The sequence below is a fragment of the Mycobacterium sp. NBC_00419 genome (assembly GCF_036023875.1).
GTDB lineage: Bacteria > Actinomycetota > Actinomycetes > Mycobacteriales > Mycobacteriaceae > Mycobacterium.
Window position 1 is genome coordinate 3,826,059 of the sequence record NZ_CP107931.1, and the last position, 24,900, is coordinate 3,850,958.

The 24,900-nt window shown below is 67.1% G+C and carries 28 protein-coding genes and 1 pseudogene; 25 read left to right on the plus strand and 4 right to left on the minus strand.

Features of this window, described 5'->3' with window-relative positions:
* The first annotated feature begins 29 nt into the window (after nt 1–29).
* The 24 genes and pseudogenes from rplB to rplO all read left to right on the plus strand — a co-directional run bounded on the left by rplB (nt 30) and on the right by rplO (nt 18,862).
* Complete coding sequence (gene rplB, locus OG976_RS18225; RefSeq protein ID WP_328351632.1) at nt 30–869, plus strand: 50S ribosomal protein L2; 840 nt, start codon at nt 30–32, stop codon at nt 867–869.
* Nucleotides 870–888: 19 nt separating this feature from the next.
* A complete protein-coding gene (rpsS, locus tag OG976_RS18230) occupies nt 889–1,170 on the plus strand; it encodes a 30S ribosomal protein S19 (protein WP_010908582.1) in 282 nt (93 codons plus the stop codon).
* A 2-nt stretch (nt 1,171–1,172) separates the two neighbouring features.
* Nucleotides 1,173–1,607: pseudogene (gene rplV / locus OG976_RS18235) on the plus strand (50S ribosomal protein L22); the annotation flags it as partial.
* A gap of 32 nt (nt 1,608–1,639) precedes the next feature.
* Nucleotides 1,640–2,470, plus strand: coding sequence for a 30S ribosomal protein S3 (gene rpsC / locus OG976_RS18240; RefSeq protein WP_328351638.1), 831 nt, complete (start codon nt 1,640–1,642; stop codon nt 2,468–2,470).
* Between the two features lie 2 nt (nt 2,471–2,472).
* Nucleotides 2,473–2,889, plus strand: coding sequence for a 50S ribosomal protein L16 (gene rplP, locus OG976_RS18245; RefSeq protein ID WP_115321961.1), 417 nt, complete (start codon nt 2,473–2,475; stop codon nt 2,887–2,889).
* Entirely contained in the window at nt 2,889–3,122 is a 234-nt protein-coding gene (rpmC, locus tag OG976_RS18250) for a 50S ribosomal protein L29 (protein ID WP_328351643.1), read from the plus strand. Before rplP ends, rpmC begins: the two co-directional genes overlap by 1 nt.
* Entirely contained in the window at nt 3,122–3,430 is a 309-nt protein-coding gene (gene rpsQ, locus OG976_RS18255) for a 30S ribosomal protein S17 (protein ID WP_328351645.1), read from the plus strand. The genes rpmC and rpsQ overlap by 1 nt, the downstream gene beginning before the upstream one ends.
* A gap of 237 nt (nt 3,431–3,667) precedes the next feature.
* Nucleotides 3,668–5,581: a hypothetical protein gene (locus tag OG976_RS18260; protein WP_328351647.1), complete on the plus strand. Its 1,914-nt coding sequence runs from the start codon at nt 3,668–3,670 to the stop codon at nt 5,579–5,581.
* Nucleotides 5,582–5,583: 2 nt separating this feature from the next.
* Entirely contained in the window at nt 5,584–7,101 is a 1,518-nt protein-coding gene (locus OG976_RS18265) for a hypothetical protein (protein WP_328351649.1), read from the plus strand.
* Entirely contained in the window at nt 7,098–8,573 is a 1,476-nt protein-coding gene (locus tag OG976_RS18270) for a glycosyltransferase (protein WP_328351652.1), read from the plus strand. Before OG976_RS18265 ends, OG976_RS18270 begins: the two co-directional genes overlap by 4 nt.
* Complete coding sequence (locus OG976_RS18275) at nt 8,570–10,243, plus strand: ABC transporter (RefSeq protein ID WP_328351655.1); 1,674 nt, start codon at nt 8,570–8,572, stop codon at nt 10,241–10,243. The genes OG976_RS18270 and OG976_RS18275 overlap by 4 nt, the downstream gene beginning before the upstream one ends.
* Before the next feature lie 72 nt (nt 10,244–10,315).
* A complete protein-coding gene (locus OG976_RS18280) occupies nt 10,316–12,664 on the plus strand; it encodes an arylsulfatase (protein WP_328351658.1) in 2,349 nt (782 codons plus the stop codon).
* A 21-nt stretch (nt 12,665–12,685) separates the two neighbouring features.
* Nucleotides 12,686–13,390 carry a hypothetical protein gene (locus OG976_RS18285; protein ID WP_328351661.1) on the plus strand — a complete coding sequence of 235 codons (705 nt, stop codon included), beginning with the start codon at nt 12,686–12,688 and terminating at the stop codon, nt 13,388–13,390.
* Nucleotides 13,391–13,394: 4 nt separating this feature from the next.
* Complete coding sequence (locus tag OG976_RS18290) at nt 13,395–14,279, plus strand: formylglycine-generating enzyme family protein (RefSeq protein WP_328351664.1); 885 nt, start codon at nt 13,395–13,397, stop codon at nt 14,277–14,279.
* Between the two features lie 326 nt (nt 14,280–14,605).
* Nucleotides 14,606–14,974: a 50S ribosomal protein L14 gene (gene rplN, locus OG976_RS18295; RefSeq protein ID WP_024440402.1), complete on the plus strand. Its 369-nt coding sequence runs from the start codon at nt 14,606–14,608 to the stop codon at nt 14,972–14,974.
* Nucleotides 14,975–15,292, plus strand: coding sequence for a 50S ribosomal protein L24 (rplX, locus tag OG976_RS18300; protein ID WP_167105947.1), 318 nt, complete (start codon nt 14,975–14,977; stop codon nt 15,290–15,292).
* 2 nt (nt 15,293–15,294) lie between these two features.
* Nucleotides 15,295–15,858, plus strand: a complete 564-nt coding sequence (gene rplE, locus OG976_RS18305; RefSeq protein ID WP_328351672.1) for a 50S ribosomal protein L5 — start codon at nt 15,295–15,297, stop codon at nt 15,856–15,858.
* A 4-nt stretch (nt 15,859–15,862) separates the two neighbouring features.
* A complete protein-coding gene (locus OG976_RS18310; RefSeq protein WP_083736047.1) occupies nt 15,863–16,048 on the plus strand; it encodes a type Z 30S ribosomal protein S14 in 186 nt (61 codons plus the stop codon).
* 82 nt (nt 16,049–16,130) lie between these two features.
* The gene (gene rpsH, locus OG976_RS18315; protein WP_328351680.1) at nt 16,131–16,529 is read left to right on the plus strand and encodes a 30S ribosomal protein S8; all 399 of its coding nucleotides are present in this window, start codon (nt 16,131–16,133) and stop codon (nt 16,527–16,529) included.
* Between the two features lie 21 nt (nt 16,530–16,550).
* A complete protein-coding gene (rplF, locus tag OG976_RS18320; RefSeq protein ID WP_328351683.1) occupies nt 16,551–17,090 on the plus strand; it encodes a 50S ribosomal protein L6 in 540 nt (179 codons plus the stop codon).
* 3 nt (nt 17,091–17,093) lie between these two features.
* Entirely contained in the window at nt 17,094–17,498 is a 405-nt protein-coding gene (rplR, locus tag OG976_RS18325; protein ID WP_328351685.1) for a 50S ribosomal protein L18, read from the plus strand.
* 25 nt (nt 17,499–17,523) lie between these two features.
* On the plus strand, nt 17,524–18,237 hold the full coding sequence (gene rpsE, locus OG976_RS18330; protein WP_442930545.1) for a 30S ribosomal protein S5: 714 nt from the start codon (nt 17,524–17,526) through the stop codon (nt 18,235–18,237).
* A 2-nt stretch (nt 18,238–18,239) separates the two neighbouring features.
* A complete protein-coding gene (gene rpmD, locus OG976_RS18335) occupies nt 18,240–18,422 on the plus strand; it encodes a 50S ribosomal protein L30 (protein ID WP_328351690.1) in 183 nt (60 codons plus the stop codon).
* Nucleotides 18,419–18,862 carry a 50S ribosomal protein L15 gene (gene rplO, locus OG976_RS18340; RefSeq protein ID WP_328351693.1) on the plus strand — a complete coding sequence of 148 codons (444 nt, stop codon included), beginning with the start codon at nt 18,419–18,421 and terminating at the stop codon, nt 18,860–18,862. Before rpmD ends, rplO begins: the two co-directional genes overlap by 4 nt.
* Before the next feature lie 57 nt (nt 18,863–18,919).
* Here the strand turns inward: rplO and OG976_RS18345 are convergent, their stop codons facing one another.
* Nucleotides 18,920–20,104: an FAD-dependent monooxygenase gene (locus tag OG976_RS18345; protein WP_328351696.1), complete on the minus strand. Its 1,185-nt coding sequence runs from the start codon at nt 20,102–20,104 to the stop codon at nt 18,920–18,922.
* Between the two features lie 79 nt (nt 20,105–20,183).
* On the opposite strand from OG976_RS18345, the gene sppA reads away from it, so the two are divergent.
* Nucleotides 20,184–21,971: a signal peptide peptidase SppA gene (gene sppA / locus OG976_RS18350; protein WP_328351698.1), complete on the plus strand. Its 1,788-nt coding sequence runs from the start codon at nt 20,184–20,186 to the stop codon at nt 21,969–21,971.
* 32 nt (nt 21,972–22,003) lie between these two features.
* Here sppA and OG976_RS18355 read toward each other — a convergent pair whose 3' ends face one another.
* Genes OG976_RS18355 through OG976_RS18365 form a run of 3 tightly spaced genes read right to left on the minus strand, consistent with a single transcriptional unit; the run spans nt 22,004 to nt 24,750 of the window.
* Nucleotides 22,004–22,915, minus strand: a complete 912-nt coding sequence (locus OG976_RS18355) for a class I SAM-dependent methyltransferase (RefSeq protein ID WP_328351700.1) — start codon at nt 22,913–22,915, stop codon at nt 22,004–22,006.
* Between the two features lie 6 nt (nt 22,916–22,921).
* The gene (locus OG976_RS18360) at nt 22,922–23,827 is read right to left on the minus strand and encodes a class I SAM-dependent methyltransferase (protein ID WP_328351702.1); all 906 of its coding nucleotides are present in this window, start codon (nt 23,825–23,827) and stop codon (nt 22,922–22,924) included.
* Entirely contained in the window at nt 23,824–24,750 is a 927-nt protein-coding gene (locus tag OG976_RS18365; protein ID WP_328351704.1) for a class I SAM-dependent methyltransferase, read from the minus strand. The genes OG976_RS18360 and OG976_RS18365 overlap by 4 nt, the downstream gene beginning before the upstream one ends.
* Nucleotides 24,751–24,900: the final 150 nt, after the last annotated feature.

Genomic DNA, 24,900 nt, shown 5'->3' on the forward strand with positions numbered 1-24,900 from the left:
CGGCACGAAAAGAACTCAGGAACCAGAACATGGGAATTCGCAAGTACAAGCCGACGACCCCCGGTCGCCGCGGTGCCAGCGTCTCCGATTTCGCCGAGATCACTCGCTCGACTCCGGAGAAGTCGCTGATCCGCCCGCTGCACAGCACCGGTGGCCGCAACGCGCACGGCCGGATCACCACCCGGCACAAGGGTGGTGGCCACAAGCGTGCCTACCGCGTCATCGACTTCCGTCGTAACGACAAGGACGGCGTCAACGCCAAGGTCGCGCACATCGAGTACGACCCGAACCGCACCGCGAACATCGCTCTGCTGCACTTCCTCGACGGCGAGAAGCGCTACATCATCGCCCCGCAGGGACTTTCGCAGGGTGACGTGGTCGAGTCGGGTCCCAACGCCGACATCAAGCCGGGTAACAACCTGCCGCTGCGCAACATCCCGGCCGGTACCGTCATCCACGCTGTCGAGCTGCGTCCCGGCGGCGGTGCCAAGCTGGCCCGATCGGCCGGCTCGAGCATCCAGTTGCTGGGCAAGGAAGGCGCTTACGCCTCCCTGCGTATGCCCTCGGGTGAGATCCGCCGTGTCGACGTGCGCTGCCGCGCCACCGTCGGCGAGGTGGGCAACGCCGAGCAGGCGAACATCAACTGGGGCAAGGCCGGCCGTATGCGCTGGAAGGGCAAGCGCCCCACCGTCCGTGGTGTCGTGATGAACCCGGTCGACCACCCGCACGGCGGCGGCGAGGGTAAGACCTCCGGTGGCCGCCACCCGGTCAGCCCGTGGGGCAAGCCTGAGGGCCGTACCCGCAAGCCAAACAAGCCGAGCGACAAGCTCATCGTCCGACGCCGGCGCACCGGCAAGAACAAGCGCTAGGCAGAGGGAGTAGCCAGAGATGCCACGCAGCCTGAAGAAGGGTCCGTTCGTCGACGACCATCTGCTCAAGAAGGTCGACGTTCAGAACGAGAAGAACACCAAGCAGGTCATCAAGACCTGGTCGCGTCGTTCGACCATCATCCCGGATTTCATCGGTCACACCTTCGCGGTCCACGACGGCCGCAAGCACGTGCCGGTGTTCGTCACCGAGGCCATGGTCGGTCACAAGCTGGGCGAGTTCGCCCCGACGCGGACGTTCAAGGGTCACATCAAGGACGACCGGAAAGCGAAGCGTCGATAACCATGACAACGACGACGACTGAATATCCCTCGGCCTCCGCTGTTGCGAAGTACGTGGGGATCTCGGCGAGCAAGGCGCGCCGGGTGATCAACCTGGTCCGCGGCAAGTCGGTTGAAGAGGCGCTGGACATTCTGCGCTGGGCGCCGCAGCAGGCGAGCGAGCCGGTCGCCAAGGTGATCGCCTCGGCGGCCGCCAACGCGCAGAACAACAACGGCCTGGACCCGGCGAGCCTGGTGGTCGCCACCGTGTACGCCGATGAGGGCCCGACCGCCAAGCGCATCCGTCCCCGCGCGCAGGGTCGCGCGTACCGGATCCGCAAGCGCACCAGCCACATCACCGTGATCGTGGAAAGCCGTCCTAGCAAGAAGAAGGACGCAGGCACCTCGGCCAGCGCCACCCGCGCCCGCCGTGCGCAGGCCAGCAAGGCTGCGAACAAGACGGCCGATCAGACGAAGGAGGGCTCGGAGTAGTGGGCCAGAAAATCAATCCCCACGGCTTCCGGCTCGGTATCACCACCGACTGGAAGTCCCGGTGGTATGCCGACAAGCAGTACGCCGACTACGTCAAGGAAGACGTGGCCATCCGCCGACTGCTGGCCACTGGCCTGGAGCGCGCCGGCATCGCCGACGTGGAGATCGAACGCACCCGTGACCGGGTTCGGGTCGACATCCACACCGCGCGTCCCGGCATCGTCATCGGACGCCGCGGCACCGAAGCCGACCGCATCCGCACCGATCTGGAGAAGCTGACCGGCAAGCAGGTTCAGCTGAACATCCTCGAGGTCAAGAACCCCGAGGCGCAGGCGCAGCTGGTCGCCCAGGGCGTGGCCGAGCAGCTGAGCAACCGCGTGGCGTTCCGCCGCGCGATGCGCAAGGCCATCCAGTCGGCCATGCGGCAGCCCAACGTCAAGGGCATCCGCGTGCAGTGCTCGGGCCGTCTCGGCGGCGCCGAGATGAGCCGTTCGGAGTTCTACCGCGAAGGCCGTGTGCCGCTGCACACCCTGCGCGCCGACATCGATTACGGGCTGTACGAGGCCAAGACCACCTTCGGCCGGATCGGCGTGAAGGTGTGGATCTACAAGGGCGACATCGTCGGTGGCAAGCGTGAGCTGACCGCCGCGGCGCCTGCGGCCGACCGGCCGCGTCGTGAGCGTCCCTCGGGCGCCACCCGGCCGCGTCGCAGCGGCGCGTCGGGCACCACCGCGACGAGCACCGAAGCCGGCCGCGCGGCCAGCGAAGGTCCGGCGGAAACGGTCGAGCCTTCGGCCGTCGAGCCAGCAGTTGAGAACACGGAGAACTGATCATGTTGATTCCCCGTAAAGTCAAGCACCGCAAGCAACACCACCCCAGGCAGCGTGGTATCGCCAGCGGTGGAACGTCGGTGACGTTCGGTGACTACGGCATCCAGGCACTGGAGCACGCCTACATCACCAACCGGCAGATCGAGTCCGCTCGTATCGCCATCAACCGGCACATCAAGCGTGGCGGCAAGGTGTGGATCAACATCTTCCCGGACCGTCCGCTGACCAAGAAGCCCGCCGAGACCCGCATGGGTTCCGGTAAGGGTTCACCCGAGTGGTGGGTGGCCAACGTGAAGCCCGGCCGCGTGCTCTTCGAGCTGAGTTACCCCAATGAGCAGATTGCGCGCGAAGCACTGACCCGCGCAATCCACAAGCTGCCGATCAAGGCACGCATCGTGACCCGAGAGGAGCAGTTCTGATGGCAGTGGGCGTCAGCGCCGGTGAACTGCGCGAACTGACCGACGACGAGTTGGCCGACAAGCTGCGTGAGTCCAAGGAAGAGCTGTTCAACCTGCGCTTCCAGATGGCCACCGGGCAGCTGGACAACAATCGCCGGCTTCGCTTGGTCCGGCAGGAAATCGCACGCATCTACACGGTGCTGCGCGAACGTGAACTGGGTCTGGCCTCCGGACCCGCTGGTGAGGAATCGTGATGGCAGAAAACCCTGCAAAATCGGCTGGACCCAACTACACCCCGGCGACCGAGAAGCCCCGCGGCCGGCGCAAGACCGCCATCGGCTACGTGGTCAGCGACAAGATGGAGAAGACCATCGTCGTCGAGATCGAGTCGCGTGCGCAGCACCCCAAGTACGGCAAGATCATCCGGACGACCAAGAAGGTCAAGGCCCACGACGAGGACGGCGTCGCCGGTATCGGCGACCGGGTCTCGCTGATGGAGACCCGTCCGCTGTCGGCCACCAAGCGCTGGCGGCTCGTGGATGTTCTGGAGAAGGCCAAGTAGGCCACGCACTTCACGCAATGCCCATCACCTCACCAGGTGGTGGGCATTGTTTGTTATGGCGGCGTTGTTGTGGAGGCACGGACTCCTCCGGCATGCGCCCGCTGACCGGGCGTTTCGCTTTCGGGATAGCACGGCAGGGGCCTAAGTTGTATGTGAGACTCTTGTGAATTGACGTCCCCGTTAAGCAAGGCGAGCCCGATGCCTCACGTGCAGAACAGATCATCGCGTTGGTCGGCAATGGCTGTCGCGCTGGTCGCGCTGGCCATGTGGACCGCCCCCGCGGTCACTGCCGAACCGAACGACCCTGTCGCGCTGTCGAACTCACCCGTCATCGCGCTGGTCGACATGGGTTCGAGCGCACCGCTGGCCTTCTACGGCGACCAGGGCACCGCGACCCTGACCTTCCCGGTACCGCAGGGCCTGGTGCCGGTGGCCTTGAATGCCACCGTCGAGGTCCCGATCAACGTCGCCTCCGGCACGCTCAGTGTCACCCAGGACGACCGCACGATCGCCCGCATCCCGCTGCCGCCGGTCGATCAGGCGCCAATCGTGATCCCGCTTGTCGGGGCGGAGATCATCGACAACTCGGTGACCGTCACCCTGCGCACGTATCTGGTCCCGGTCGAGGGCTACTGCCTGGACCCGACGAACCCGCTGCGACTCGTCAACGGTTCGGTCGCGTTCGACGGCATCGAACTGCCGCCGACCACGGTTGCCGAGTTCCTCCCGCCGGTGCTCCGCAAGCTGACGATCTCGATCCCGGCCAACCCGAGCAAGGTGGAATCCGAAGCCGCTGTCCGGTTGGCCGCGGCCACCGTCGCCCACTACGGAACCCAGACCACCACCGTCGCGGTGACCACGATCGGTTCCGGGCCGGCAGCGCCGCAGTTTCCCTTCGAGCGGGGCATCGTCATCCAGGAGGGTCCCGACACCGGGCTGTCGCTCCAGCCGGGTGACGGCGTCATCCCCGCCCTGCGAATCTCGGGGCCTGCCAACGAACTGACCAATCAGACGCGACTGTTGTCCTCGGACATCTCCCGGCTCGCGCTGAGCTCCAAGGCGGTTGCCGGTCCGCTGCGAATCGCCGCGCAGCTGCCCGGCAACGTGACGACGTTGCGCGAGTTGGGCCAGAACGGGGTGACGGCCGTGGCGCTCGCGCCTCAGGTCACCGTTGGTCTGGACCAGACCCGGCTGGGCCGCTCGGCGCATAACGTGCGGGTCCACCTGATGGGCTCCTACACTCCGGTCCCGCCTTCGGTCAGTGCCCGTCTCGTCGCCCTCGTTGGGGGAGAGACCATCGACCGCTGGCCCACCGACACCAGCGGGGTGATCGACCGCTGGGTGAACGTGCCCGATCGGCTGTTGCAGCGCTACACCAATCTCGGAGTGGCACTCAACATCGCGGGCAACACCGGGCGGTGCGGGGAATTCCAGCCACTCACCCTGACCGTCGACGGTGACAGCGTGGTCCAGAGCACCCCCGCCACCCCGCCGGTGCCCAGCGGGTTCCAGTCGCTGCCGCAGTCGTTGATGCCCCGGGTCCAGGTCGGCATCGGCTCCGACGCCTTCGCCGACACCGTGCGGGCCGCCACGATCATCGTCGGTCTGCAACGGCTCAGTGCCCTGCCCATCGACGTCGCCGTCACCGACGTGCAGGCTGCCGTCAACAGCAGGTTGCCCGCGGTGATCGTCGCTGCCGACGGCTGGAAGTTCAACAAGGTCACCCTGCCCGTCAGCCCCACCAACGGCAGGCTGTCGCTGGAGGGGGTCGACAGCGCCGGTGAGCCGACCACGTTGACCCTCGACCCGGCCATCATGTTCGGGTCCCTGCAGACGGTGTTCGACGGACAACGCTCGATGCTGGTCGCAACGTCCAACGGCGCACCCGAACAACTCGACGAGCTGCTGCGCTGGCTCAGCAGCGACCCACGTCGATGGTCGAGGCTCACCGGAACGGCGCTCGTCGCGACACCGGGCCACAGCCCGGTCACTGTGGGTCCGCAGCCGGGAGTCGCCGCCGAGGAGGCGCCAGCCGCCACCGAGGACCGCAAGACGTGGGCGTGGGCATTGGGTGGCGGCATCGTCGCCGTGGCCGCCATCGGAACCGCGTTGATCCTGGTGCGTTCCCGCAGAGGCGAATCCGGCGACTGACGATGACGGCGACGGCAGCGACACCGGCGCACGTGGCCGAACCGCCCACGCCGTGGCTGCATGGACTGCGGCCGATCTATCGGCTGGTGTTCCGGTGGGCTTTCATCGCGGTGCTGACCGTGTTCGCGTTCCACGAGTCCCTGGAATCGCTGCTCGAGTCCAGCCGGGCGGGCAGTCTCAACGGCTACGTCTGGGTGGTGCCGATGGCCGCCATCATGGCCGCCATCGGGGTAGCGCGCCGGGAGCGCACCGAACTGCCGATCCACGACCGTCAGACCGACATCATCGTCGGCATCATCGGCATGGGCGTGGCCCTGATGGTGCACGGCGTTCTGCTGCAACGGTATGCGAGCTATTTCCACCTGCTGCGGCTCGACCTGCTGGCCATGTGGTTCTTCGTGGTCAGTTCCAGCGTGGTGTTGTTCGGACTGCGGCCGGTGACCCGATTCGCATGGGTGTGGGCACTGCTGTTGGCCGTTTTTCCGCTGCCCTACCAGATCGTGGTCATCCTCCTCGGCGGCAGCCGGGTGGCTGCCGGCGGGGCGGTGCTGATCATCGCCGCCAGTGCCACCGCGATCGCCGTCGGCCGCACCAGAAGCCGGGCCGTGGTCGGCGCGGTGGGTTCCTGGGGTGTGGGCCTGATCGTTCTGATGGGCATGGCCGTCGTACGGCCCAACGGACCGGTGTTCGCGTTCCAGATGATTCCGTCGGTCACTGCGATCGCCCTGGTCGGGTTGGCCCTGTACTTCCGCGCGCGTCGTGGTGCCCCCAAGCGCGTCCTGGACCGCCGGATGGAACCCCTTGCCGCCAAGGAGGTCTGGTCCGGTCTGGTGTTGGTGCTGGCCGTCGCGGTCGCCTTGTCGCTGGTGTCGCTGCCCGGTAGTACCAACCCGCCGGCGACCCAGGTTTCCTGGATGACGTTCGGGCGCCCGCTGGACGCGCCGGTCGGCTGGCACACCACTGAGCAGATCGAGTTCAACTGGGTCCGCCGGCTCTTCGGCCGCGACTCCACGCTGCTCCGCCAGGAAATGGTTGCCGATACGGGAAATCCCAAGTGGGACAAGTTCGCCCGCCCACGCACCGTCATCGTGGACTCCACCAACACCTGGCGGCCGTTCTCCTTGAACGTCTATCCGTCCGTGGTGCTCTACGACGTCGCCTCCAGCCGGTTGAGTGAGCCGCGCCGGGTGGATCTCGGCCACGGAGTCACCGGCTTCATGTACAGCATCATCGACGACCAGCTTCTGGTGACCTGGAACACCGTGGTATTCGAGTGGCGCAACAAGGACTCGGCGCAGCGGGTTCTGATCGGCTCGGTGGACAACCACGAGGCCGAAGCGCCGTTCCCGGAACCCAACGGCGCACTGCTGCCCACGTTGGGCACGCTGTTCACCGTGCTGTTCCGCGGTAACTCCGTCACGACCAACAAGGATCCGGAGTTCAAGGACGCCGAGATGCTCACCCAGTTCGGCCGGGGTCTGGTGGATGCCCAACTCAAGAGCTCGGAGAGCCTGGGATGAGCGGGCGCGCGGTGCGCAATCACGACGACGCGACCGAGGAGGAGAAGCAGCGGGCGCTGCATCGCGCGGTCGAGGGTCTGCGCGAAGACGATCCGATGCGCTCGGCCTCCAATCCGGTGATGGGCTGGCAGCGCGCGGTGCTGTGGGCGCTGTTGGTGGTGACCGTCGGCTTCGCGATCTGGGTGCCGATGCAGACCGCGGTCGCGCTGATCGGGCTGTGCACCTTCGGTTATGTGTTCACGATGCTCGACCGGGTGCTCATCTTCAAACAGGGCCTGGCCTCTGCTGCCCTGGTGATCTCCGACGAGAAGGCCCGCGCCATCCCCGACGACCAGCTGCCCGCCTACACGATTCTGGTTCCGGCCTACAACGAACCGGAGGTGGTGGCCGACCTGCTCGGCGCCATGGCGGCCATGGAATATCCGGCGGACAAGTTGCAGGTGCTGCTGCTGCTCGAAGCTGATGACGATGTCACCATCAGGGCCGCCGAAAGCTGCGCCGACTCCGAGACGATCACCATCGTGCTCGTACCGCCGGCCGAGCCCAGGACCAAACCCAAGGCCTGCAACTACGGGCTGGAATTCGCCTCCGGTGAGATCGTCACCATCTACGACGCCGAAGACCTCCCCGAGCCGCTGCAGCTTCGCCGGGTGGCGGCGGCGTTCCGGGAACTGCCCGACAACACCGCATGTGTGCAGGCGAAACTGGCCTACCACAACGGGCACCAGAATCTGCTGACCGGATGGTTCACCGCCGAGTACGGCCTGTGGTTCGGCTATCTGCTGCCCGGCATGATGCGCAGCAATTCCCCGATCCCGCTCGGTGGCACGTCCAACCACCTCCGTCGTGACGTGCTCGACCGCATCGGTGCGTGGGATCCGTTCAACGTCACCGAGGACGCCGACCTCGGGCTGCGGATCGCCGCCTCCGGTTATCAAACGGCTGTGCTGGACTCGGTGACGCTGGAGGAGGCCAACAGCGACCCGATCAACTGGGTCCGGCAGCGCTCGCGGTGGTACAAGGGTTATCTGCAAACCTGGCTGGTCCACATCCGGCGGCCTCGGCAGTTGTTGCGCACCATCGGTATACGAAGTTTCATCCGGTTCAACCTGGTGATGGCGGGCACCCCGATCATCGCGGTGCTCAACCTGCTGTTCTGGTTCATCACGGCGCTGTGGTTCCTGGGGCAGCCGGCCGTCGTCGAGGCGGTCTTCCCCTGGTACATCTACTTTCCCGCGCTGGCGGCCCTGATCCTGGGCAATGGGGCCACGCTCTACATGAACCTGATCGCGCTGCGTGAGGATGATCGCGCGGATCTGCTGGTAGCCGGGCTGACGGTCCCGGCGTTCTTCGTGATGATGAGCGTCGCCGCGGCCAAGGGCACCTATCAGCTGATCCGCAATCCCTCGTACTGGGAGAAGACGTTCCACGGTCTGTCCCAGAAGCCGGACGCCGAGTCCGCGGTCTCATGAGTGCACTCACCGATCGACGCCTCAAGATCCTGGCATGGGCCGCGACGTTCGTGCTGTACGCGGCGGTGGGCTACTGGCTGCAGGTGAAGAACGGCTTCATCCTCGGTGACGCACTGTCGAGGGTATCGGCAGCCCAAAGCGTATTGTTCAGCCGCTCACCGCATTTGGCTGCCATCGGCTTCATCTTCACCCCGTTGACCGCGATGGTGCAGATCCCGGTGATCGCGGCGAGCCCGATCTTCCCGGACCTGGCGGCGCGGGCCTTCGCCGGATCGATCATGTCCGCGGCCTTCATGGCCGGGGCGGTGGTGCAGATCCTGTCGATGGGCACCGACCGCGGCCTGCCGCGCTGGTACGCGTTGACGATCGCAGCTTTGTTCGGCCTCAACCCGATGATCATCTTCTACGGTTCCAACGGCATGAGCGAGGCGCCGTTCATCTTCTTCATCTCCTGGGCGGTGCGCCGACTGATCCTGTGGATGGTCGACGACGACGTGCACCACCTGGTCGTCGCCGGTGGCATCGCGATGGGCCTTGCCTACCTGACCCGCTATGACGCCGTCGCGTGCGTGGCGGCCGCCGGCTTCGTCGTCGGCACCACCACCTACCTGCGGGCGCGACGTCCCCCGCGAAAGCGCCGCGCCCTACTGGACCTCATGCTGGTCAGCGCTCCGGGATTCATCGCGTTCATCGGCTGGGCGGCCGCGAGCTGGCTGATCACCGGTGAGGCATTCGCCCAATTCACCTCGCAGTACGGCAATTCGGCGATCCTTCGACAGTCCGGCGCCGAGCAGGCCGGCCCGGCCAGCGGCATGCTGTTCGCCGCCACCTGCACTCTGCTGCTGGCGCCCACCCTGATCCCGATCGGGGTGTGGGCCGGACTCATCCGCTGGCGACGGCCGAACTGGACCATGCTGATTCCGCCGCTCGCCATCTACGGTGCGGCGCTGTCCTTCCAGGCGTTCACTTTCGCGGCCGGCTCGACATTCCCGTTTCTGCGCTTCTACATCATCGCGATTCCGTTCGCGGCCTGCCTGGCAATGCTGGCCGTTCCCGACGGCGCCTTCGTGACACCGAAACGGCGCGGCCGCCACGCGCCGGCGCCCTCGCCCGTGCGCTCGACTCGCACTCGCGCCGGATACGCGGCGGTGGCACTGGCTCTCGCGGTCAGCGTGCCGGCGGCCGCCTGGGGGATGAGCCTGCCGCAGTACGCGCCCCAGGAGTACGCGCTGGGGGCGGTGATCAACCCAGCACCCGACAGCACCAGTCCGCAAAAGGCCGTCGAACATCGCATCGCCAGCACCTTCTCGACCGAACGGACGATCGCCGCCTACCTCGACGACCTCGACCTCCCGCACAGTTCGGTCATCACCGACACCGTCTACGGCTTCGCGGTCGTCGCCGCATCGCGGCACCCGCGAACGTTCGTCGTGCCGTCGGACCCGGACTTCGTCCGGCTGCTCAACAATCCGTCCGGCAACGGCATCAAGTACCTCCTTGCGGTGCCGCCGACGGGCCGCGGGGTGTCCGATGCCCTCAACCAGAGGTACCCGACGCTCTACGACACTGGCGCGGATGTGGCCACACTCGAGCTGGAGATCCCCAATGACGGCGTCGGCCAACCGAACTGGCGACTCTACCGGGTCAACGAACCGGTCCCCGAAGCCTGAGGACACGGCCGAATTTCCACAGGTGATTCCTACCCAGCACAGGTAGTCTCGCCTCGACGATAGGGGCAGCTGATGGCAGCGGAATTCAACGGCAAGGTCGAACTCGACATTCGCGACTCCGAACCGGACTGGGGGCCGTATGCCGCGCCGAAGGCGCCAGAGAACGCACCCAACGTCCTGTACGTAGTGTGGGACGACGTCGGCATCGCCACCTGGGACTGCTTCGGCGGATTGGTCGACATGCCCGCGATGTCGCGGATCGCCGAGCATGGTGTCCGTTTCTCGCAGTTCCACACCTCCGCGCTCTGCTCGCCGACTCGGGCCGCGCTGCTGACCGGACGCAACCCCACCACCGTGGGCATGGCGATGGTCGAAGAGTTCACCGAGGGCTTCCCGGGTAACAACGGGCGCATCCCCGACGAGACCGCGCTGATCTCCGAAGTGCTGGCCGAGCGGGGCTGGAACACCTACTGCGTCGGCAAGTGGCACCTGACCCCCATCGAGGAGTCCAATCTGGCTGCGACACGGCGGCATTGGCCGCTGTCGCGCGGGTTCGAACGGTTCTACGGATTCCTGGGCGGCGAGACCGACCAGTGGTATCCCGAACTGGTCTACGACAACCATCCGGTGGAGGCGCCCGCGACACCGGAGGAGGGCTACCACCTGTCGAAAGATCTCGCGGACAAGACCATCGAGTTCATTCGCGACTCCACGATGGTTGCCCCGGACAAGCCGTGGTTCACCTATCTGTGCCCTGGTGCCGGTCACGCCCCGCACCACGTCTTCAAGGAATGGGCCGACAAATACGCCGGCCGGTTCGACATGGGCTACGAGGACTACCGCGACATCGTGCTGGCGAACCAGAAGAAGCTCGGCATCGTCCCGCCCGACACCGAACTGTCCGGGGTCAACCCGTACGCCGACGTCACCGGACCCAACGGCGAACCGTGGCCGCTGCAGGACACGGTGCGGCCGTGGGATTCGTTGTCCGACGACGAGAAGCGGCTGTTCGCCAGGATGGCAGAGGTGTTCGCGGGCTTCCTGTCCTACACCGACGCCCAGATCGGCCGGGTACTGGACTACCTCGAGGAGTCTGGGCAGCTGGACAACACCATCATCGTGGTGATCTCCGACAACGGCGCCAGCGGCGAAGGCGGCCCCAACGGATCGGTCAACGAAGCCAAATTCTTCAACGGCTTCATCGACACCGCCGAGGAGAGCCTGCGGTTCTTCGACGAATTGGGTTCTCCCGCAACCTACAATCACTACCCGATCGGGTGGGCGATGGCGTTTAACACGCCCTACAAGCTCTACAAGCGCTACGCCTCCCATGAAGGTGGCATTGCAGACACCGCAATAGTGTCCTGGCCCAACGGAATCAAGGCCCACGGTGAGGTGCGGGACAACTACGTCAACGTCGCCGACATCACCCCGACCATCTACGAGCTGTTGGGAATCGAACCGCCGCAGACCGTTCGAGGTATCGCCCAGAAGCCGCTTGACGGAGTGAGTTTCAAAGCCGCCCTTGAGGATCCGAACGCCAACACCGGCAAGGACACCCAGTTCTACACGATGCTGGGCACCCGGGGTATCTGGCACGACGGCTGGTTCGCCAACACCGTGCACCCCGCTGCACCGTCGGGGTGGTCGCACTTCGCCGATGACAGCTGGGAGCTCTACCACATCGAGTCCGACCGCAGTCAGTGCCGCGACCTGGCCGCCGAGCATCCGGAGAAGCTCGAGGAGCTCAAGGCGATGTGGTTCGCCGAGGCGCACAAGTACAACGGACTGCCCCTGTCCGACCTCAACGTCTTCGAGATGGTCGGGCGCTGGCGGCCCGGCCTCGCCGGCGACCGGTCGAGCTACATCTATTACCCGCACACCGCCCCGGTGGCGATGGGCGCCTGCGTGATGATCGGGGGTCGCTCCTTCTCGGTCCTGGCCGACGTGACCGTCGATGGCCCCGATGTGGAAGGCGTGATCCTCAAACAAGGCGCCGGCCACGGCGGCTACGTGCTGTTCGTCGCCGACGGGAGGTTGCAGTTCGTCTACAACTTCTTCGGCGAGGAGGAGCAGCGGGTGATGGCACCCGACCCGGTGCCGCTGGGCCACCACATCCTCGGTGTCGGCTATTCGCGCACCGGGGTGGAGGGCACCCACACGCCCGTCGGGGACGCCACCCTCTACGTCGACGGTGCCGCGGTGGCGACGCTGCCGGGTGTGAAGGCGCATCCCTTCACATTCGGGTTGGCCGGCGGTGGGGTCAGCGTGGGCCGCAATCTGGGCCAGCCGGTGTCGACGGCCTACCGGGCGCCGTTCGAGTTCCGCGGTGGCTCCATCCACCGTGTCGTCGTCGATGTCTCCGGAAGCGCCTACATCGACGCCGAGCGTCAACTCGCCGCGGCTTTCGCCCGGGACTGACCCCCGCGTCATACTGGACGGGTGACTCGGCTGGTGTGGGCCGCCTCGGCGGTGGTGATGCTGGCCGTCCCGTTTGTTGCCGGCTGCGACCGCGACAGCGCGGGAAGCGCAGTCCGCGGCGAGTCGTCGGTCTCGGTGTCGGCCACGACCACCACGACGACGCCGGGCTCCGCGACGGCAACCGACACCCCGGAGTCCTCGGAACCCGGGGTGGTGGAGACCACTCGGGTCCCGGTTGCGCCGAATGCGACGGTCTGCCCTCAGACGCCGGCCGGACCGACCACGGTGGCGGCGGTGGCCGATCCGGCCGCCCCCACGATCACCGTCGCCGTCCCCGACGGGTGGACCGCGAGCCCCGGTGCCGGCGAGGTCGGAGCCCGGCTGGCCGGCCCGGACGAGATGCAAGCCGAGATCAGGATCACCGCCACCCCGCTGGACCCCGCCGCCGCGTTCGGCAGGTACTCCGACGACCTGATGGCCAAGTACCCGATCAGCACGCTGAGCCTGCTGCCGGCCGACCTGTGCGGCTTCAGCGGGCAGAAGCTGATGGGCACCTGGGCCGACGACCCCGACGAGTCGATTCAGTACCAGGACCGGATCGCGCACATCTGGACCAACTCGAAGAACTACCTGGTCGCCATCCATGTCGAAGCACCCTCGGGCGCACCAGGTTTCGATGCCGCAGCTGACGAGCTGACCGGTGACTTCGGCATCGTCATACCCTGACATGGTGCGCACCGAGCTTGTCGAATTGCCCGGCGGATCGTTTCGCATGGGCTCGGTCAGCTTCTACCCCGAAGAGGCGCCGATCCATACCGCGACCGTCGCGCCGTTCGCGATCGAACGGCACCCGGTGACCAACGCCGCCTTCGCCGAGTTCGTCGCCGACACCGGCTACCTCACCGTCGCCGAGCGGCCACTGGACCCGGCGCTGTACCCCGGGGTGGCCGAAGCCGACCTGCTGCCCGGTGCGCTGGTGTTCCGGCCCACGGCCGGCCCGGTGAACCTGCAGGACTGGCGGCAGTGGTGGGACTGGGCGCCCGGCGCCCACTGGCGTCAGCCGTTCGGGGCCGGCAGCGACATCGCAGGCAAGGAGAGCCACCCGGTGGTCCAGGTGGCCTATCCCGACGCGGCGGCGTACGCGGCGTGGGCCGGCCGACGGCTGCCGACCGAAGCCGAGTGGGAGTACGCGGCGCGTGCCGGCAGCGACACCACCTATGCCTGGGGGGAGCAGCCGACCGTCGACGGCGCCCTGATGGCCAACACCTGGCAGGGCCGGTTCCCGTACCGCAACGACGGGGCGCTGGGCTGGACGGGGACCTCCCCGGTGGGCAGCTTCCCGGCCAACGGGTTCGGCCTGCTCGACATGATCGGCAACGTCTGGGAGTGGACCACCACCAGGTATTCCCCACATCACCAAGGGGCGGCGCAGCAGAACGCCTGTTGCCCGCCGCCGGCGGACCCGGATCCGAGCGTCAGCCAGGCCCTCAAGGGCGGCTCACATCTGTGCGCGCCGGAGTACTGCCACCGCTACCGGCCGGCCGCGCGCTCGCCGCAGTCGCAGGACACTTCCACCACGCACATCGGTTTCCGCTGCGTGGTCAGCGCCGCCTGACGCCGAGCCTGTAGCTGTCGACATCTCCACTCACCACTTGACTTTGAGTCGCCTATGTTCGCGATAACGACAGCCTGGACGGGTCCTTCACCTCGCCTGACGCCGAGCCTGACGTCGTGAACTGCGCTGATTTGGAGCTACGCGGCCCGTCACCTAGTATTTAGGGGTTGCCTAGGGCAGACCTCGGCTGGCCGGATTCGATTTTCTCGCGATTCAGGTCGGCCCTGCGTGCCCCTTCGGTGACAAAGACCGCGCACGTCAAGTTCCTTGTGGCCTGTCCAGATGGGTTTTGCCGTGCACACAGTTACCAGATCCAAGGAGATCTAGTGATTCAGCAGGAATCGCGACTCAAGGTCGCCGACAACACGGGCGCCAAGGAGATCTTGTGCATCCGCGTGTTGGGTGGCTCGTCGCGGCGCTACGCCGGCATCGGCGATGTCATCGTGGCGACCGTCAAGGACGCCATCCCCGGCGGGAACGTCAAGCGTGGTGACGTCGTGAAGGCCGTCGTCGTGCGCACCGTCAAGGAGCGTCGTCGCGCAGACGGCAGCTACATCAAGTTCGACGAGAACGCCGCCGTCATCATCAAGGCCGACAACGACCCGCGTGGCACCCGCATCTTCGGCCCGGTCGGGCGCGAGCTGCGCGAGAAGAAGTTCATGAAGATCGTCTCGCTGGCCCCGGAGGTGTTGTAAATGAAGGTCAAAAAGGGCGACACCGTGCTGGTTATCTCCGGCAAGGACAAGGGCGCCAAAGGCAAGGTGCTGCAGGCCTTCCCGACGCGTAACCGGGTGCTGGTCGAAGGCGTCAACCGGATCAAGAAGCACACCGCGCAGTCGGCCAACGAGCGTGGCGCGTCCTCGGGCGGCATCGTCACTCAGGAGGCGTCCATCCACGTCTCCAACGTGATGGTCGTCGACTCCGACGGCAAGCCGGCCCGCGTCGGCTACCGCCTCAACGAGGAGACCGGCAAGCGCGTTCGAGTTTCCAAGCGCAACGGCAAGGACATCTGACGATGACAACTGTGGAGAAAGTTCAGCCCCGGCTGAAGGCGCGCTACCGCGAGGAAATCAAGGACGCGCTCAACAACGAGTTCAACTACGCCAACGTGATGCAGATCCCCGGCGTGGTCAAGGTCGTCGTCAACATGGGTGTCGGTGACGCCGCCCGCGACGCCAAGCTGATCAACGGTGCGGTCAACGACCTGGCGCTGATCACCGGTCAGAAGCCGGAGATCCGCAAGGCCCGCAAGTCCATCGCCCAGTTCAAGCTGCGCGAGGGTATGCCGATCGGCGCTCGGGTGACCCTGCGCGGCGACCGGATGTGGGAGTTCCTCGACCGCCTGGTGTCGATCGCCCTGCCGCGTATCCGCGACTTCCGCGGCCTGTCGCCCAAGCAGTTCGACGGCCACGGCAACTACACCTTCGGGCTTGCCGAGCAGTCGGTGTTCCACGAGATCGACGTGGACTCCATCGATCGCCCCCGCGGCATGGACATCACCGTCGTCACGTCGGCGACGAACGACGACGAAGGTCGGGCGCTGCTGCGGGCGCTGGGCTTCCCGTTCAAGGAGAACTGAGCAGATGGCAAAGAAGGCTCTGGTCAATAAGGCCAACAAGAAGCCGAAGTTCGCCGTGCGGGGCTACACCCGCTGCAACAGGTGCGGCCGCCCGCACGCCGTGTATCGCAAGTTCGGCCTGTGCCGGATCTGCCTGCGCGAGATGGCGCACGCCGGCGAACTGCCCGGTGTGCAGAAGTCCAGCTGGTAAAGACCCCCAGACCCATTTTGAAGAACAGGTGCGCAGCAGGCCCGTACGGGAACCGCTGCGAGGAAGGTAGACAGGCCCAGTCATGACTATGACGGACCCGATCGCAGACTTCTTGACACGTCTGCGCAACGCCAATTCGGCGTATCACGACGAGGTGACCTTGCCGCACTCGAAGATCAAGGCGAACATCGCCGAGATCCTCAAGCGCGAGGGTTACATCACCGACTTCCGCACCGAGGATGCCCGGGTCGGCAAGGCGCTGGTCGTTCAGCTCAAGTACGGCCCCAACCGCGAGCGAAGCCTCGCCGGTCTGCGCCGGGTGTCCAAGCCCGGCCTGCGGGTCTATGCGAAATCCACCAGTCTGCCGCGCGTGCTCGGTGGCCTGGGCGTGGCGATCATCTCCACGTCCTCAGGCCTGCTCACCGACCGCCAGGCAGCCCGTCAGGGCGTGGGCGGCGAAGTCCTCGCGTACGTCTGGTAGCGGGATAGGAGAAGTAGGACTATGTCGCGTATTGGAAAGCAGCCGGTGCCGGTTCCCTCCGGTGTCGATGTCACGATCGATGGGCAGAACCTGTCGGTCAAGGGCCCCAAGGGCACGCTCGCTCTGGAGGTCGCCGAGCCGATCACGGTGTCGCGCGATGACGCGGGTGCCATCGTGGTGGCCCGGCCCGACGACGAACGTCGTAGCCGTTCGCTCCACGGTCTGTCCCGCACGCTGGTCGCCAACCTGGTGACCGGAGTGACCGAGGGATACGTCACCAAGATGGAGATCTTCGGCGTCGGCTACCGCGTGCAGCTCAAGGGCAGCAACCTGGAGTTCGCGCTCGGATACAGCCACCCGGTGGTCATCGAGGCTCCTGAGGGCATCACCTTCGCGGTGGAAACCCCCACCAAGTTCTCGGTCTCGGGTATCGACAAGCAGAAGGTCGGTCAGATCTCCGCGAACATCCGTCGGCTGCGTCGCCCGGACCCGTACAAGGGCAAGGGCGTGCGCTACGAGGGTGAGCAGATCCGCCGCAAGGTCGGAAAGACAGGTAAGTAAGTCATGGCTCAAGCACAGACCGCCACCGAGCACAAGCCGGTCGGCACCAGCGCTTCGGCGGCCCGCCGGGTGTCCCGGCTGCGCCGGCACTCACGGCTGCGCAAGAAGGTCGTCGGCACCGCCGAACGGCCGCGCCTCGTGGTCAACCGCTCCTCGCGGCACATCCACGTGCAGGTGGTCGACGACGGCACCGGCACCACGCTGGCCGCTGCGTCGTCCATCGAGGCCGACGTCCGCGCCGTCGAGGGCGACAAGAAGGCCCACAGCGTCCGCGTCGGCCAGCTGATCGCCGAGCGCGCCAAGGCCGCAGGCATCGAGGCCGTCGTGTTCGACCGTGGTGGCAACACCTACGGCGGCCGCATCGCCGCTCTCGCCGACGCCGCCCGCGAGAGCGGACTCAAATTCTGATGAAGACGTACAACGGAAGGACCGCATAATGGCGGACCAGACTTCTGAGGCCCCGGTCTCGAACACCGGCGGTCCCAGCGCCGGCACCCGCACCGACGAGCAGCGCGGTGGGCGCGACGACCGCGGTGGCCGCGGCCGCCGCGACGACCGTGGTGACCGCGGTGGACGCGGTGGACGCGACGGCGGTGAGAAGAGCAACTACATCGAGCGCGTGGTCACCATCAACCGCGTGTCCAAGGTGGTCAAGGGTGGTCGCCGGTTCAGCTTCACCGCGCTGGTCATCGTCGGCGACGGCCACGGCCTGGTCGGCGTTGGCTACGGCAAGGCCAAAGAGGTGCCCGCGGCGATCGCCAAGGGCGTCGAGGAAGCTCGCAAGAACTTCTTCCGCGTCCCGCTGATCGGCGGCACCGTTACCCATCCCGTCCAGGGCGAAGCCGCGGCCGGTGTCGTGATGCTGCGTCCGGCCAGCCCGGGTACCGGCGTCATCGCCGGTGGCGCGGTGCGTGCGGTGCTGGAATGCGCCGGCGTGCATGACGTGCTGGCCAAGTCGCTGGGCAGCGACAACGCGATCAACGTGGTGCACGCCACCGTTGCCGCGCTCAAGCTGCTGCAGCGTCCCGAAGAGGTGGCCGCCCGGCGCGGTCTGCCCATCGAAGACGTCGCGCCGGCGGGCATGCTGCGCGCACGTCGCGAAAGCGAAGCGCTGGCCGCTGCGGCAGCGCGTGAGGGAAGCGCATAACCATGGCAGAACTGAAGATCACCCAGGTGCGCGGCACCGTCGGCACGCGCTGGAACCAGCGTGAGAGCCTGCGGTCGTTGGGCCTGAAGAAGATCCGGCAGTCGGTGGTCCGTGAGGACACCCCGCAGACCCGCGGGCTGATCAGGGTTGTCCACCACCTCGTCGAGGTTGAGGAAGTCAAATGAGTGTCATCAAGCTGCACGACCTGAAGCCGGCCAAGGGGTCCAAGACCAAGAAGACCCGTGTCGGCCGCGGTGAGGCCTCCAAGGGCAAGACCGCCGGTCGCGGTACCAAGGGAACCAAGGCGCGCAAGAACGTGCCGGTGACCTTCGAAGGCGGCCAGATGCCGATCCATATGCGGCTGCCCAAGCTCAAGGGCTTCCGCAACCGGTTCCGCACCGAGTACGGCGTGGTGAACCTCGGCGACCTCAGCCGGGTGTTCCCCGAAGGCGGCACCGTAGGTGTCGACGAGCTGGTGGCCAAGGGCCTGGTTCGCAAGAACGTGCTCGTGAAGGTCCTCGGCGACGGCAAGCTCACCGCCAAGATCGACGTGACCGCGCACAAGTTCAGCGGCAGTGCCCGTGAGGCCATCACCGCAGCGGGCGGCTCGGCCACCGAGCTCTGATCCGCTAACGCTCACAAAAGCTCCCGCACGCCTGGCGTGCGGGAGCTTTTTGCTTGGTCAGGATGCCGATACCGGGTAATGGGGCAGTTCGTCGGCTCGAGTCGCGGGCGCCGTGAACCGCTCGGCGAGAGCCCGTGCCGGTCGGGACCCCGCCAGCCGCAGCACCCGGCGAGTCAGCGCGAGCCCCGCTCGACTGCGGGGATGGGCCAGTCGCGGGGTGCCGGGTGGCAGCTTCTGGGCCCGGTCGACCAGCGGTCGCATCCGCCGTTCGTATCCGGCCACCGCGGCCGCAGGCGAAGCGGCGCAGGCGATTTCGCCGGCCAGAATGTAGGCGCCGGTAAGGGCCAACGTGGTGCCGACGCCGGATACCGGGGTGGCGCACCATGCGGCGTCACCGCAGAGGATCACCCGGCCTCGCGCCCACCGCGGAGCCAGCACCTGGGTCAGGTAGTCCAAGTAGAACTCGTCGCTGCCGGCGAGTGCGGCGACGATCCGGGGCGCCTTCCAGCCGACGTCGGCGAATGCGGCGGCGACCGCTCTGCGTTGCCCGGCGCCGTCGAGATCCTGCAGCCCGGCATTCTCGGACAGGAACGACAGCGCGACCCGGGTGGTGCCGACGTTGTCGGGTCGCACGGTGATCGCCCGGCCGCCGACCGCGTTGTACCAGGTCCACCAGCTGTCATCGGTCCGGTCGCGGGGGATGGTGCCGAAGGCGGTGTAGAGCCCTAACTCACGCAGGACGACGTCGTCGAACACCAGGCTCCGGGTTCGCGACCGCGCTCCCTCGGCGACGATGAGCAGGTCACCGCTGTAGGTGCGGCCCCCGGCCGTGGTCGCCGCAACGCTGTCGGCGTCCTGCTCGATCCGCTCGATCTGGTCGCCGTACACGTAGGAAACCTCGCCCACACCCGCGTCGACGAGCGTGCGGGCAAGTGCACCCCTGAGGATCTCGATCTCCGCGGTGGCACCGGCACTGTCGCCCCGGCCGGCCGGGAATTCGGCCAGGATGCTGTCCTCATCGACGAAGCGCAGGCCCACCTCTCCTGTCGTCTGTGCGGCCACCGCCGCCTCGAGATTCATGCGCCGCAACACTTCCCGTCCCGAGCCCCGGACATCGATGTTCTGGCCGGCGGTGCGCAGCGAGTCGGCGCGTTCGATGACGGTGACGCGGTGTCCGGCTTTGGCGAGCCAGTACGCCACCGTGGGTCCGGCAATACTGGCACCGGAGATGAGGATGTCCATCGCCTCAACCCTAGCCAAGATGCGAACCGGGCCGCGGAAGCGAAAATGACCAGTTCGTGGTCATCGGTAGGCTCGAGGGATGTTCTCTCTTCTGACGGGCGTGCCCGGATTCGACGACCTCCGTGCGCTGGCCCGTAAGGTCGACACCGCACGCCATCACGGCGTGCCCAGCGGTGTGATCCTCGAGCTCGACCTGCAGACGATCCCGGCCGAGACCGGTGGCTTCGATCCGCTGGCCTTCGTCACCGGCGCTGGCCGGCCTCTGCTGCTTGCCGATGCGGTCGCCGCGATCCACCGCGCAGCCGAGGACGACCGGGTGGCGGGTTTGATTGCGCGGGTGCAGCTTTCGGCGGCGCCGGCCGGTCCGGTCCAGGAACTGCGGGAAGCCATCGCCGCGTTCACGGCGCGTAAGCCGTCGGTGGCGTGGGCCGAGACCTATCCGGGCACGCTGGCCTACTACCTCGCCTCGGCGTTCACCGAGGTGTGGCTGCAGCCGTCGGGGACGGTCGGACTGATCGGCTTCGCCACCAACGCCCTGTTCCTGCGTGACGCCCTCGACAAGGCAGGTATCGAGGCCCAGTTCGTCACCCGCGGCGAGTACAAGTCGGCGGTCAACGTCTTCACTCAGGACCACTACACCGACGCGCACAAGGAAGCCGACTCCCGGCTGATCGAAAGCCTGCATGCCCAGGTCTGGCAGGCCATTGCCGATTCCCGCGGCATCGATGTCACCGCCGTGGACGAGCTGGCTAACCGGGCGCCGCTGCTGCGCGACGACGCCGTCACCGGCCACCTGGTCGACCGCATCGGCTTTCGCGACGAGGCTTACAGCCGAGTCGCCGAACTGGCTGCAGTGGAAGGGATTTCACCGGATACCGGGGACGCCGACTCCGACGACGGCCCGCCCCGGCTGTTCCTGTCCCGCTATGCCCAGGCCCGCAGGAACACTCCGCCGATACCGCCGCTCCCGGGTCGCAAGAAGCCGACGATCGCCGTCGTGACCGTCGCCGGTGCGATCGTCAGCGGCCGCGGCGGTCCGCACCTCACACCGCTGGGTCGGCCCAGTGCGGGCGCGGACACCATCGCGGCCGCGCTGCGGCAGGCCGGCGCCGACGACAACGTCTCAGCGGTGGTGTTGCGGGTCGACAGCCCGGGTGGATCGGTGACCGGATCGGAGACGATCTGGCGGGAGGTGGCCCGGGTGCGAGCCAAGGGCAAACCGGTGGTCGCCTCGATGGGTGCGGTGGCCGCCTCCGGCGGCTACTACATCTCGATGGACGCCGACACCATCGTCGCCAACCCGGGCACCATTACCGGCTCCATCGGGGTACTGACCGGCAAGCTGATCGCGCGAGGTCTCAAGGAGCGCCTCGGCGTCACCTCGGATTCGGTGCGCACCAACGACAATGCCGACGCGTGGTCGACCAACGCGCCGTTCACCGACGAGCAGCACGCTCTGGTGGAGGCCGAGGCCGATCTGTTCTACACCGACTTCGTGGCGCGGGTGGCCGAAGCTCGCGGCATGTCGGTCGAGGCGGTCGACGCGGTGGCCCGCGGACGGGTATGGACCGGGTCTGACGCCGCCGAGCATGGTCTGGTCGACGAACTCGGTGGGCTGCGCGACGCGGTGCGCCGAGCGAAGGTACTGGCCGGCCTCGAGCCCGACGCCGAGGTCGAGGTGACCGGACTGCCCGGCTCGTCGCTGCGAGACTTCCTGCGTCCCAAGTCATCTTCCCAGCCGGCTGCGGCGTCGCTGCCCGAGGCCGCGGCGGTGTTACTCGGCCAGACGATCAGAGGAGTCGTCGAACACGGCGAGCGGACGCTGGCGGGAAGCAGCGTGCTGTGGATCGGTAACAGCCGGTTCTGACGCGTCCGCGCGTGCCGCCCCGGTGCGGCAGGCTAGCTCAGGGTGGCGCTGACGTAGACGATCTCGCCGAGCGGGTCATAGCCGTCACGCTCGGGTGGTTGTAATCCGTTGCGCTCGAACAGCTCGCCGCCCGGTACGCCGGTCACATCCCAGCTCTTGGCGCGCAGGTAGTCCATGACGTGGCTGCGTGGGCCGGGGTAGACCAGCGACGGCATGTCGAGGTCGAACCCCTGCTGGCGCATGTTGGCGGCCATCTCACTGGCCTTCTCGACGTCGAAATCCATGATGCCTGGGACGTATTCGGTGGCGATCGCGCTGCCCGGCGCGGACAGTGCGGTGATGGTGTCGAACAGCTTGTCCTGGGCCTCGGGCGGTAGATAGATCAGCAACCCCTCGGCCAGCCAGGCGGTGGGGGCCGAGGCGTCGAAGCCGGCGGCGCGCAGTGCGGTGGGCCAGTCCTCCCGCAGGTCGATGCTGACGCTGCGCAACTCCGCGATCGGCTCTGCGCCGAGGTCGGCCAGCACCCCGGCCTTGAACTTGATCACCTGTGGTTGGTCGATCTCATAGACCACCGAGTCGGTGGGCCAAGGCAGTCGGTAGGCGCGCGAATCCAATCCGGCGGCCAGGATCACCGCCTGCCGGATGCCGGTGCCTACTGCTGCCAGGAAGTACTCGTCGAAGAACTTGGTGCGCATGGCCATTCCGGCGATCATCGTCTGAACCCGCTCGGGCGTGGCGTCACCGAACGGTGAGGTATCGAGCTCGTCGTCGATCATCTTGACGAAGAAGTCCAGACCCACCGCACGCACCAGCGGTTCGGCGAACGGGTCGTCGATCAGGTGGCGCGGATCCTTGGTCGCCATCGCCCGCGCGGCGGCCACCATCGTCGCGGTGGCCCCGACGCTGGATCGAAGGTCCCAGGAGTCGTCATCGGTGCGGGACATCGCAGGCTACTTTCGGATTGCAGTGACGGACAACGAATTACGAAGCGACGCGCTCAGATCTCCGGCGGGAAACTCGCGCCCGTGGCTCGCGAACAACTCCGGGCGGGTGCGGACACTGACCTGCCAGCCGCGCTCTTCGAGATAGTCGACGACGGAGTTGCGCTCGCCGGTGTAGAACAGATCGGCCATGTTGAGGTCCAGGCCGAGTTCGCGCCAGCGGTTACTGATCGCCGTGGAACGGTCGGCCAGGCCGGCGCCGCCGTCGCGGTGGTACTCGGTGGCCAGGCGGCTGCCCGGCGCGGACAGCGCGGTGATGTTGTCGAACAACCGGTCCTGGGCGTCGGGCGGCAGGTACGCCAGCAGTCCCTCGGCGCTCCAGGCTGTCGGTTTCGTGTCGTCGAAACCGTTGTCCCGCAGGGCGGCCGGCCAGTCCTCGCGCAGGTCGACGCTCACGGTGCGCAGCTCGGCGGTGGGGGAGGCGCCGAGGGCGGCCAACGTCTCGGTTTTGAAATCGATGACCTTCGCCTGGTCGATCTCGTAGACCACGGTGCCCGCCGGCCAGTCCAGTCGGTACGAGCGGGAGTCCAGGCCGGAGGCCAGAATGACGATCTGTCGCACCCCGGCTCCGGTCGCCTCGAGGAAGAAGTCGTCGAAGAAGCGGGTCCGCACCGCCATCACGTCGGTCATCACCCTTGCGGTGCCCTCGGTGTCGACGGCGGCCAGGTCGATGTCGCCGTCGACCATCTTGGTGAACAGGTCGATGCCGACGGCGCGGACCAGTGGCGCCGCGAACGGGTCGTCGATGAGGGCGTTCTCTTCGCTGCTGGCCACCGCGCGGGCGGCCGCCACCATGGTGGCCGTGGTGCCGACGCTGGTGGCCAGGTCCCAGGAGTCGCCGTCGCTGCGGGTCACCGGAGACCGCCCAGGGTGGCGTCGATGTAGGTCAACTTTCCCATTGGCTCATCCTCGCCGAAGGCGTCGCGCCCGGATACCGCGAGGAGGTCATTGACCGACGTGCTCTGGACCAGCCAGCCGTGCCCGCTCAGATAGGCACCGGCCTCGTTGCGTTCGCCGAGGTACACCAGTTCGCTGAAGTCCAGGTCGAATCCCTGCTGGCGCCAGTGCTCGGAGACGGTCTTCATCTGCTCCCGCGAGTCCTGCTCGGTGGCCGGGTCCGAGGGCGGCGCGCAGTCGATCGCCACCCGGCTGCCGGGTGCGGACAGCGCCGTCACGGTATCGAGCAGGCGGTCCTGGGCGTCGGGGGGCAGGTAGCCCAGCAGGCCCTCGGCGCTCCACGCGGTGGGTAGTTGCGGATCGAACCCGGCTTCCCGCAGGGCGGCGGCCCAGTCGTCGCGCAGATCGATCGCCACGGGCCGCCGGTCGCAGGTGGGCGCCGCGCCGAGACCGGCCAGGGTGGTCGTTTTGAATGCGATGACGTCGGGCTGGTCGATCTCGAAGACCGTCGTGCCGGCGGGCCAGTTCAGCCGGTAGGCGCGGGAGTCCAGTCCTGAGGCCAGGATCACCGCTTGCCGGATGCCTGACCCGGCGGCTGCCAGGAAGAACTCGTCGAAGAATTTCGTCCGCACCGCCATGTTGTCGGTCATCCGGGTCACACCCATGGCGGTCTGCGAATCGGGTGCCGGAAGGTCGCCGCCGGCCATCCGGGTGAAGAAGTCGACGCCCACCGCGCGAACCAGGGGTTCGGCGTAGGGGTCGTCGATCAGTGGCTGCGCCTCACTGGAAGCGGCGGCCCGGGCGGCGGCCACCAGGGTTGCGGTTGCGCCCACGCTGGAGGCCAGGTCCCAGGTGTCGTTGTCGGTGCGCGTCATCGTCAAACCTCACTGGTACGAATTAATACTTAGCTGATATAACCACTAGCGACTGTACGCCCCGCCGACTGACAGCCGCCTGTGAGCAGGGCCGGGGTGGCCCATGGCCGCGGCGCGGCTGCACGGAGTGCGGTCCTGCCTGCGCCAACTGTTACT